Annotated in this window: 11 protein-coding genes and 1 pseudogene; 8 read left to right on the forward strand and 4 right to left on the reverse strand. The window is 60.6% G+C overall.

Annotation, left to right across the window (positions count from 1 at the left end; all coding sequences use genetic code 11):
- The 5 genes and pseudogenes from GCE01_RS15940 to GCE01_RS15960 all read left to right on the forward strand — a co-directional run.
- Nucleotides 1–322: pseudogene (locus tag GCE01_RS15940) on the forward strand (hypothetical protein); the annotation flags it as partial.
- Nucleotides 323–434: 112 nt separating this feature from the next.
- On the forward strand, nt 435–1,277 hold the full coding sequence (locus GCE01_RS15945) for a P-loop NTPase family protein (protein WP_099213623.1): 843 nt from the start codon (nt 435–437) through the stop codon (nt 1,275–1,277).
- Nucleotides 1,277–1,843: a hypothetical protein gene (locus GCE01_RS15950; protein ID WP_015074935.1), complete on the forward strand. Its 567-nt coding sequence runs from the start codon at nt 1,277–1,279 to the stop codon at nt 1,841–1,843. Before GCE01_RS15945 ends, GCE01_RS15950 begins: the two co-directional genes overlap by 1 nt.
- 140 nt (nt 1,844–1,983) lie before the next feature.
- Nucleotides 1,984–2,766, forward strand: a complete 783-nt coding sequence (locus GCE01_RS15955; protein WP_046902170.1) for a hypothetical protein — start codon at nt 1,984–1,986, stop codon at nt 2,764–2,766.
- Between the two features lie 19 nt (nt 2,767–2,785).
- Nucleotides 2,786–3,187, forward strand: coding sequence for a hypothetical protein (locus GCE01_RS15960; RefSeq protein WP_099213624.1), 402 nt, complete (start codon nt 2,786–2,788; stop codon nt 3,185–3,187).
- An 88-nt stretch (nt 3,188–3,275) separates the two neighbouring features.
- Here GCE01_RS15960 and GCE01_RS17290 read toward each other — a convergent pair whose 3' ends face one another.
- Nucleotides 3,276–3,554 (reverse strand): hypothetical protein, encoded by a 279-nt coding sequence (locus GCE01_RS17290; RefSeq protein ID WP_225198652.1) that lies wholly within the window; start codon nt 3,552–3,554, stop codon nt 3,276–3,278.
- A gap of 126 nt (nt 3,555–3,680) precedes the next feature.
- Between GCE01_RS17290 and GCE01_RS17295 the strand changes: the two genes are divergently transcribed.
- The 3 genes from GCE01_RS17295 (at nt 3,681) to GCE01_RS15975 (ending at nt 6,377) form a co-directional block, all read left to right on the forward strand.
- Nucleotides 3,681–3,896 carry an antitoxin VbhA family protein gene (locus GCE01_RS17295; protein WP_063905511.1) on the forward strand — a complete coding sequence of 72 codons (216 nt, stop codon included), beginning with the start codon at nt 3,681–3,683 and terminating at the stop codon, nt 3,894–3,896.
- 7 nt (nt 3,897–3,903) lie between these two features.
- A complete protein-coding gene (locus tag GCE01_RS15970; protein WP_099213625.1) occupies nt 3,904–5,379 on the forward strand; it encodes a Fic/DOC family protein in 1,476 nt (491 codons plus the stop codon).
- Nucleotides 5,380–6,029: 650 nt separating this feature from the next.
- On the forward strand, nt 6,030–6,377 hold the full coding sequence (locus GCE01_RS15975) for a hypothetical protein (protein ID WP_099213626.1): 348 nt from the start codon (nt 6,030–6,032) through the stop codon (nt 6,375–6,377).
- Between the two features lie 212 nt (nt 6,378–6,589).
- On the opposite strand, the gene GCE01_RS15980 is transcribed toward GCE01_RS15975, so the two are convergent.
- The 3 genes from GCE01_RS15980 to GCE01_RS16945 all read right to left on the reverse strand — a co-directional run bounded on the left by GCE01_RS15980 (nt 6,590) and on the right by GCE01_RS16945 (nt 8,201).
- On the reverse strand, nt 6,590–7,258 hold the full coding sequence (locus GCE01_RS15980; protein ID WP_099213627.1) for a hypothetical protein: 669 nt from the start codon (nt 7,256–7,258) through the stop codon (nt 6,590–6,592).
- A gap of 194 nt (nt 7,259–7,452) precedes the next feature.
- Complete coding sequence (locus GCE01_RS16745; protein ID WP_145995823.1) at nt 7,453–7,854, reverse strand: hypothetical protein; 402 nt, start codon at nt 7,852–7,854, stop codon at nt 7,453–7,455.
- Between the two features lie 170 nt (nt 7,855–8,024).
- Complete coding sequence (locus tag GCE01_RS16945) at nt 8,025–8,201, reverse strand: hypothetical protein (protein ID WP_156471966.1); 177 nt, start codon at nt 8,199–8,201, stop codon at nt 8,025–8,027.
- Nucleotides 8,202–8,433: the final 232 nt, after the last annotated feature.

The raw sequence follows: 8,433 nt of genomic DNA on the forward strand, positions 1-8,433 counted from the left end.
AGTGGACGCGAAGTCAGATGCTTCAGCGGCGAGGCCGGAAAAGATTTTGCCGCCGAGCAAGGTTGATCCGGACTGGCGTCCAGACGAAGTCGAGGCCCACTGGGCTGACCGTGAAGAGCTTGTTTCAGTGAGGCCGACTGAACGGAGCAGCCCCGACGAAACAACTGAAGTGGCGCTGGTGCCTGCTCATCCGATCCAGGCACCTCCCGTTGCAATCGAAGACAATGAGAAAATTCCAAAGCACAGCAGAGACTCATTGAAGCGCCTGCGTGAAAAAATCCGTGCTCGCAAAGAAGAGAAGTACCGCCTGACGCCAGACTGATTTTCTCAGCCATCAGCATCTCAGTCGCAGATCAAGCGGTCATCATGGCTTTCGAAAGAGGAAGACCAGTCCGTCTCATCGGGAGGCGGATCACCTCAACAGGAGCCTGACCGTGACCAAGGACGCTGACGTCAAAGCCACCCCGTCTGCACCGGCCCCCAAGGCGGCCACCAAAAAGAAGCCTGTCATCTTCACAATCATCGGTCGTCAGCGGGTTGGAAAAACGACCCTGCTTAATGCTCTCGCGCAGACCGTTCATGACCAGGGCGGAACGCCGGAGATCTGGAATACCGACCTTCTGAACCGCTCACACTCAATCTCAAATTTCCATGACGCGGATAGTCCGGCCGCAGGCGATACGAAGCGCCAGAGGAAATGGCTGGAGGAGAAGATCCAGTCACTCATGGAAAGCCGTCATGATGCCATTCTCGACATTGGCGGCGGATGGACAGCCCTGCACGAGCTGATCAACACGGAATCCCTAAGCCGGGCGCTCGACATGATGGGCATTACGCTCTCGGTTGTCTTTCTGATCGGGCATGAACGGGCTGATCTGGATTATCTGGAAGACCTCCAGAAAAAGAAGAAGTTCTCGCCCCGCAATTCCGCGATCATCATCAATGAGGGCCTCATTCCTCCTTCACTGGACGTGGATGACGTTGTCGATATTGTTTCCCACCACCCGGCCGTCGAGGAGGCCATGGAGAACGGGGCGGACATCTTCATGTATCCAGCGGCCGAACCCATGAAGGACGTGTGCGACCGGGCCATGACGTTCTCGGCCTACGCCGGAGGCGAACAGAAGGATGGCTTCCCGACCAGCTCCATCTTTGATCGTCTTGCTATGGACCGCTGGTATCGCCGTGATTTCCCGGCCTTTCTGCAAGAGCTGGGCGCCAGCCGTCTGCCGAACATGCCTAAGGGCCTCCCCGTTCCGGCCGAAGGCGACGTGTGATGTCAGACGGGCTTTCGCAGCGGATCTCTGACACTCAGGCCAGGTTTGAAAGCTCACTGGCCGCGCTCCGTGAGCAAGCCCATCGTTGGACGCTCCGGCCACGTTCACCGGAGGCCAAGGTTCTGGACGGTCTCATGACCCTGATGGAGATGAACAGCCTCCATCAGGCACAGCTCATCCGGGACCGGGAGCACTCCCAGGCGGAGCATCGCCAGTTGATCCAAGAGGCCGAGACCCGACTGGAGCATTGTGTTGCCAAGTGCGAGAGCCTTCTGGACCAGTGCACGCGGTCGGCAACGGAAGAGGTCATAGAGGTTAGGCGGGCGCTTCACGAAGGGGTGGCCGCCTCTCGCCAGCTTCAGAAAATTGACGACAAGACCGTCAAGGCAAAGGTCGCGGAAGTCCTTGGCACGGTCAAAGGTGAAATCGCCGAAAGCATGAAAGCGCAGATCGTGATGGCGGGCTCTCGGGTTCGACGGGACGAAATCAGCAAGCGGGCCGGATGGTTCGCCACCATGATCGTGGGCGGAACCGTGTTTGGAATTATCCTCGATCACCTAATCTAGGTGTGTCCAAAACGGACACACCAATCCCGCCAACATCGCATAGGCCGGGAAACACCCTCAAAGTCGCAGACCGTGGTCCGATACTGGCACTCTCAACAATGGAGTGTTCAATGCCGCCCCCTCTTAAACCACAGGTCCTGATGACAGGTCTGGCCCTCTCGGCCGGACTTGGCCTCAGCGGTTCGTGCCAGGCGCAGTCGATTGAGGTGCCTAACGGCCTCCCGGAAGTCCCGCATGTTGTCTATCCGGAAGTCGGCCTGCCAAACTTTACGGTACCAGCCGGGACAGTTCAGCAGATCGGCGGGGACGGAAAGGTTATCCAGACCAGTCAGCCAGTTTCTACCGGCTCGGACTCACTGCAAACGCTCTACAGCCGCTCATGGGGCTATCAGGCAGCGGATAATGCTTCCTCCATCGGCGTGAACCCGGCTGCCTTGGCCGCAACCTGCCAGGTCGAATCAGGCTGCCAGAATGTCTATACGGCCACCGGGTCTGGACACACCATCACGGGCGCGTTTCAGATGTCGAACGGCACGTATTCAGCGGAGATGAGTAAAGCGCTCGCTGCCAATCCAGGTCTCGCCAGTACCATCACGTCTGGAACGGCAGGCCAGCAGGATCCGGCAACACAGGCCGTTGCTGCCGCTCAATACCTGAAGGATGCCGCAACATCCCTACAAAGTGCCGGTGTCAGCAATCCTACGGCTCTCGATACGCGCGGCTACTACAACTTCGGCCCCGCTTCCGGGAAAGCTATAGCAACGGCCTCGGACGACACCCCGATGGCGAGCGTCTTGAACAGCTATTCGTCCACGCAGCTTCAGCAAAACGGCATCAGCGCGGGCGAGACGGTAGGACAATGGCGACAGGCAACCGCTGACAAGATGGGAACCGGAGCCAATCAGCCTGTCCTTTCTACCTAACAAACGATAGAGTATTCCCATGAAAACGATGATCCCCTTGATCGCTTCTTTTGCTCTTGTCGGGCTAGCTTCTTCCGCCTCGGCATCAGGACTTCATGCCGTTCGGCCAGTGCAAGGTTATACCTGCATGGCGCTCAATCAGACCCAAGAGCAGGCCATGGATTTCGACCATCCAGCCACGTTTCGTCAGGGACCATCTGACACTGCGGCAGACGCAGGCTTAGCCGGTGCACAGGTCGCGATTAAAACGGGTGCTGATCCCGTAAATGGCTATCTTCCGACGCTCAGAACGGACTTCAAGCCAGCATGGGTTAAAGCCTCTCTGGTCAAGCCCTATGCGGTAGCATCAGACCCCAAAACTCGCTGCGTTCCGGCCGTAATGTCTAACGGCAGCCAAGGATTCATGTATCCGAGAGATTGATTTCTTGGAGGCAGCCTCCGGGCTGCCTTTTTCGTATCCCCTGAGCCTGGACGTGGAGACACCGGAAGCCACCACGTCGCGGGCAATGTCACCCGGCTTTGCGGATCTCGGCGAGAATGGGATCGGCCTTTCTCTGCCGGGGACAGGGATGGGCCACATGGGCTGCTTCCAGATCCAGTAACCACAAAGACAGATCAGCCGGAAGAGAGGACGTGCCCTCCAGGCAGCGCCGGAACTGGTTGCGGTGCATGTCGCATTTCTCGGCGGCCTGACGCTCGGACCATCCGATCCGGAACAGGGCAAGAGACAGGCGCGGCCCGGTCAGGTGCTTCGGGCGGCTATCGAGAGGGGAAAGGCTCTTCGTCATAAGAGTATCGTGCCGCCGCGTTCTGCGACTGAGCGTAAAAAATCGCTCCTTCAAAATACGCATCCAGATAGGCCGCGAAGCCCGGAAAACCTTGCCATTTCTCGCAAAAACCGCTAATTTCTTCCTATGAGTTCAGCCAAAACCCTTTTCGCTCCGACGCCTTTTTCCGCCCTTTCGGATGAAGAGCGCGCGCGCCGTCAGGATGCGGTCGAATGGACCCTCGCGGCCCAGAGACGGCAGGGCTACACGCATGATCCCCTTATCGAGGATGCCTGCCAGTCGTTCGTCGCGGGACAGATCGACCTCGCCGAACTGGGGCGGAGACTGAATCCCGCCCTCTGACGCGTCAATGCCTCCTGCCCACGGCTACACCTACCCGAATGTCTCGGATGATCCTGACCAGACGGACGTTCTGCGAAACCGTCTCGGCCTGCGCCGCCATTCCGAGCTTCACCCCGAAGAGTACCGCCGCACCAGTCACAGGATTCTGGAAATCCGGATGGGTCTGGGGCCGTCCGGCTCTTTCGATGCCGACCACCTGAAGGCCATCCATCGGCATATCTTTCAGGACGTCTATGAGTGGGCCGGTCACATGCGCCACGAAAGGCCGGTCGTGGACGGGGCACGGGTCGAACCGATTGGCTCCATGCGGAAAGGGTCAACAACCTTCCTCCCCGGCTCCCATATCGACATGGGGCTAAACGAGGCCTTCAAGCCCATCCGCAACCCGGATGTGCTGAAGAACTCCACGCCGGAGCAGTTCGCGGCCGTCGCCGGAAAGGTTCTAAACGAACTCAATTATGTCCACCCGTACAGGGAGGGCAACGGCCGAACGCAGGACGCGTTCATCGCCGAACTCGGCCGTCATTACGGGCATAACGTGGACCTTTCCGTCATCACAAGAGCCCGCATGGTGTCCGCGTCCATTGCCGGCACGCAGGATCCGGATCACCCTGCTATGCTGGCCTTGCTGACAGATGCCACCGATCCCACCCGTGCGCGTGCCCTTAAGGAGCTGATGCAGGACATGGGCTCTGGCCCTGCCGCAAGGCCGCTGGATGACCTCGTCATCCGCACGGCCGCACCTGGGGAAACTGTCTCGGGGATCTTCAAGACACGGACCAGCCTTTCTGGTGCGTTTGAAACGCCTGACGGGATCGTGGCGGTGCCTGTCGCGGATCTGCGAAACGCTGTCCGACAGGATGGCGGATACACTCTCACCGTGCAGTCCGATTTTCTGACGGCCTCTGCTGCTCCAACGCTTCGGCCCGTGCCCCGTCCGGTCATTCCGGCTGTCTTCGGGCCTGCGGAAGAGAAGCGCGAACGCGCGCTTCTGGCACAGGCCAAGGAAGAAGGCCGCAAGGCCGCTGCCTCTCTTCATGCGTTCTGGTCGGCCCCGCCTTCCCTCGTCTGCCGCAACATCGAGGCCACTATCCGCCAGGAGGGCTGCGATGCAGCACAGGCCTTCAACGGCATGAAGGCCGGAGGCCGTCATGCGGCGCTCGGGAAAGAGATCGAAAAAGAACTGCGCCACAATCCCACCTTCGCGCGCGAGCTGGGCAAGGTGCAGAAGGACATGGCAGCTTATGGCGACAGCCGGGAAAAGGCCTTTGCGTTTGGGGCCGCTCACGGTCGGGAAACAGAAATCCTGACAGAGTTGGCCGGGACGGATCGAGAAATAGCCCGCCATGCCAGCCGGACTCCCACCTCTGAACCGGGTCGCGCCCTGATTCAGACCCTGACCGGCCAGCCACCCCTGACCTCCACAACCGACCCTGAAGGCCACCCGTCTCTTTCGTCTGCCCGAACACCCGGCCCCGGCTGATCGCCCCCTGTTTTCCTAGACCCATCCTGCCCGTGCGGCGAGCACACTGACGGCGACGAGAGCGGAACGACGGTGGCGTTTTCCTGAGCCCATCCTGCCACCGGCCAAGACGGGCGACGGGACAGGCCGTCAAGCCCGGAGCGTCCTGAGCAAAGGGGGCAGGCTTGCGGCTGATGCGGGGTCGCGTGCGGCCCTGCAGCAGACGCGGGCCTGACACCTGCCGTCGAGGGTCGCGCAGTGGCTTTACGGACTGGCACGGCGACTGTCAGACTGAACGCTGGATGCGAGGCCGCCGTCGCGGAACGTGCCTCCCCGGACGGTCCGCAGGACTGGCCGGGGAGGTTGAGGAGCCGTCTCACGAACAGATGACCCAGACCAGGACCGTCCGTCATCGGAAAAGGATGCGGGTGAACCGTTACCCGAAAGGGCCGAGACGCAGGGGCCAGACGCCCGACCAAGGGCGGCTGGCCCCTGTGGCTCGGTGGAGCTTGGCGACGCAGGAGCCTAGCGGAATAGAGTGAACGAACCCGCCAGGGCCGCCCCGAACCCTTTTTCTGCCAGTCGCATCTTTCCGCGTCATTCTGCCCTTCTGAAGCAAAAAACACGCCATCATCCGAGGCGTCCGCTTCGTGATTAAGGACATGAAACAGATGCTCACCATACCGACGGTCTGGCCGTATTTCCTCTTTCTGTTTGGTCTCCAGTGGCTGATTACGGCTATTCGTGAGCGAAACAGCGCCAAGCTCCTTGGCACACCCTATGCGCTTTTCGACATCGCTACAGCGTGCATGGCGACGATGATGCTTTGGCTGCGGCGCTCGACCCGGTACACACTTTTTCTGGCGATCCCGGTTACGGCGCTGTGCGCTGTTCTTTCGCTTGGCCTCTATCTTCTCGGCCATGAGAAGGAGGCGATCAGCGCTCTCGATGTGGCTCTGATGGCCGGGTCTGGAGGCTGGCTTCTCGAACTCCTCTCTTCCATGATCGAAGAAATCTGAACCCATCGCCTCTTCGATTGCCTTGGCGCAGCCCCCCTGTGGGGGGCGAGCATTGGGGGCATCACACTTCGCGCCGACGAGGCGCGTCCGCCTTCCTGGAAAAAACGACGGGAGAATGAAAAGGGCGAACGGGAGAAGAGGCCGAGGGCAACGCCGAGGCCGTCAGCGCGGCCCCGGTGAGTGGCCGGACCTGCTGGCCCGGCCTGTGGGGGTTAGAGAACGGCCCCCCATTGTGCGGCGCGGACGTTCTCGGTGAGGCTGCGGGCGTTGTCCTTGACGTAAGGCTTCCAGTCTTCTCCGATCAGTTCGCGGTAGGCGTCACATGCGCCCTGAGCCATGACGGCGAGCGCGTAAGCCTTGGGGGCCTGCTGTGCAGCGAAACGGACGGCCCGATCTACGCGGTTTTCCCCGCCGTCGATGCCTTGGCGGTCTTCGTCGCGGCTTTCGTTGCTGAAAGAGTTCTGTTCGTCGCGGGCAATCTGGCGCTTGTTCTCATAGAAGTTGGCGGCACCATAGGCAGAGCGGACCATGCCGTCCACGATGCGGCCAAGGTGCATTTCCATGGCCTTGAAATTGCGCTCGCCCCGGAAGTCGGTGACGACAAGCACATCCTCAAGAAGCGTGTACTGGTCGCGGATCATGCTGAGACCGGCCCCCATCAGCTCGTCATAGTCGCCAGCCTCGAAACCGAAATGCTGAACGATAGCGGCGATCTTGTCATCGTTGGGGGCAAGGCGCATGACGTCTGCCAGCGTGGGAGCGGCAATGGCCTTGGTGCGCTCGCGGGCTTCGTTGAAACGACGGACGGCGGCGGGGCTGGCCTTGTTTGCAGCCTTGCGGTTCTGGGCCTTCGGTGCGATTGTGGTTGCTGCGTCGGACATGAAAGTCACCTTTTCTCGTCTAGCGAAGTCCCGGCTTGGTGTTACAGCACTAACCGGGGCGCTTTGTCTTGAGGGCCAATCCCTCTCGACAAGTAAAAGATAGCCTTTTTGGCCTTTTCCTACAAGAGAAAAAACGCAGGAAACCGCCATAAAACGCGCTTTATTTTTGCATGACAAGTAAAAAGATTTCTTGATTACTTTATGAATACCTGTCGTTTCCCTAGACCCATCCTGCCCGTGCGGCGAGCACACTGACGGCGACGAGAGTGGAACGACGGTGGCGTTTTCCTGAGCCCATCCTGCCACCGGCCAAGACGGGCGACGGGACAGGCCGTCAAGCCCGGAGCGTCCCGAGCAAGGGGGCAGGCTTGCGGCTGATGCGGGGTCGCGTGCGGCCCTGCAGCAGACGCGGGCCTGACACCTGCCGTCGAGGGTCGCGCAGTGGCTTTACGGACTGGCACGGCGACTGTCAGACTGAACGCTGGATGCGAGGCCGCCGTCGTGGAACGTGCCTCCCCGGACGGTCCGCAGGACTGGCCGGGGAGGTTGAGGAGCCGTCTCACGAACAGATCACCCAGACCAGGACCGTCCGTCATCGGAAAAGGATGCGGGTGAACCGTTACCCGGAAGGGCCGAGACGCAGGGGCCAGACGCCCGACCAAGGGCGGCTGGGCGCTGTGGCTCGGTGGAGCTTGGCGACGCAGGAGCCTAGCGGAATAGGGTGAACGAACCCGTCAGGGCCGCCCCGATCCTTCTTTTGCTTTTTCTACTGACGGCCCTGATTTCTGCCTGAAGAGTCCCGCGTGAGGAAGAACGCGGCAAACCCGACGGCAAGCACGAGCAGACCTCCCCTGATGGGATGCAGAAAGCCCTGCCAGATCAGGAGAAGAATTGCGAGCTGGATACTCAGCGCACCGATGCGGATGACTGTTTGTCGTGACATGGGGCCAGTCTAGTCTTTTTCTCTGTCCTGGCGCAGCCCCCCTGTGGGGGGCGAGCACTGGGGGCATCAAAACCCGCGCCGACGAGGCGCGTCCGCCTGACTGAACCGGACGAGCGGACAAAAAAAAGCGGCCCGGAGGCCGCCTGTCGGTATCACTGATGGGACGTTCGCAGCTTTGCCAACCGGGACGCAATGGGTCCGATCGCAAGCCCCAGACCGATGGTGAAAGCAG

Source organism: Gluconobacter cerinus (genome assembly GCF_002723935.1).
Taxonomy (GTDB): domain Bacteria; phylum Pseudomonadota; class Alphaproteobacteria; order Acetobacterales; family Acetobacteraceae; genus Gluconobacter; species Gluconobacter cerinus.

What these genes read in the sequence shown, in the direction of transcription:
- GCE01_RS17290 (WP_225198652.1), bottom strand. Translation starts at nt 3,554, where the DNA reads ATGACGAAGAGCCTTTCCCCTCTCGATAGCCGCCCGAAGCACCTGACC.
- GCE01_RS15955 (WP_046902170.1), top strand. Translation starts at nt 1,984, where the DNA reads ATGACAGGTCTGGCCCTCTCGGCCGGACTTGGCCTCAGCGGTTCGTGC.
- GCE01_RS17295 (WP_063905511.1), top strand. Translation starts at nt 3,681, where the DNA reads ATGAGTTCAGCCAAAACCCTTTTCGCTCCGACGCCTTTTTCCGCCCTT.
- GCE01_RS15975 (WP_099213626.1), top strand. Translation starts at nt 6,030, where the DNA reads ATGCTCACCATACCGACGGTCTGGCCGTATTTCCTCTTTCTGTTTGGT.
- GCE01_RS15970 (WP_099213625.1), top strand. Translation starts at nt 3,904, where the DNA reads ATGCCTCCTGCCCACGGCTACACCTACCCGAATGTCTCGGATGATCCT.
- GCE01_RS15960 (WP_099213624.1), top strand. Translation starts at nt 2,786, where the DNA reads ATGAAAACGATGATCCCCTTGATCGCTTCTTTTGCTCTTGTCGGGCTA.
- GCE01_RS16945 (WP_156471966.1), bottom strand. Translation starts at nt 8,201, where the DNA reads ATGTCACGACAAACAGTCATCCGCATCGGTGCGCTGAGTATCCAGCTC.
- GCE01_RS16745 (WP_145995823.1), bottom strand. Translation starts at nt 7,854, where the DNA reads ATGACGGACGGTCCTGGTCTGGGTGATCTGTTCGTGAGACGGCTCCTC.
- GCE01_RS15980 (WP_099213627.1), bottom strand. Translation starts at nt 7,258, where the DNA reads ATGTCCGACGCAGCAACCACAATCGCACCGAAGGCCCAGAACCGCAAG.
- GCE01_RS15950 (WP_015074935.1), top strand. Translation starts at nt 1,277, where the DNA reads ATGTCAGACGGGCTTTCGCAGCGGATCTCTGACACTCAGGCCAGGTTT.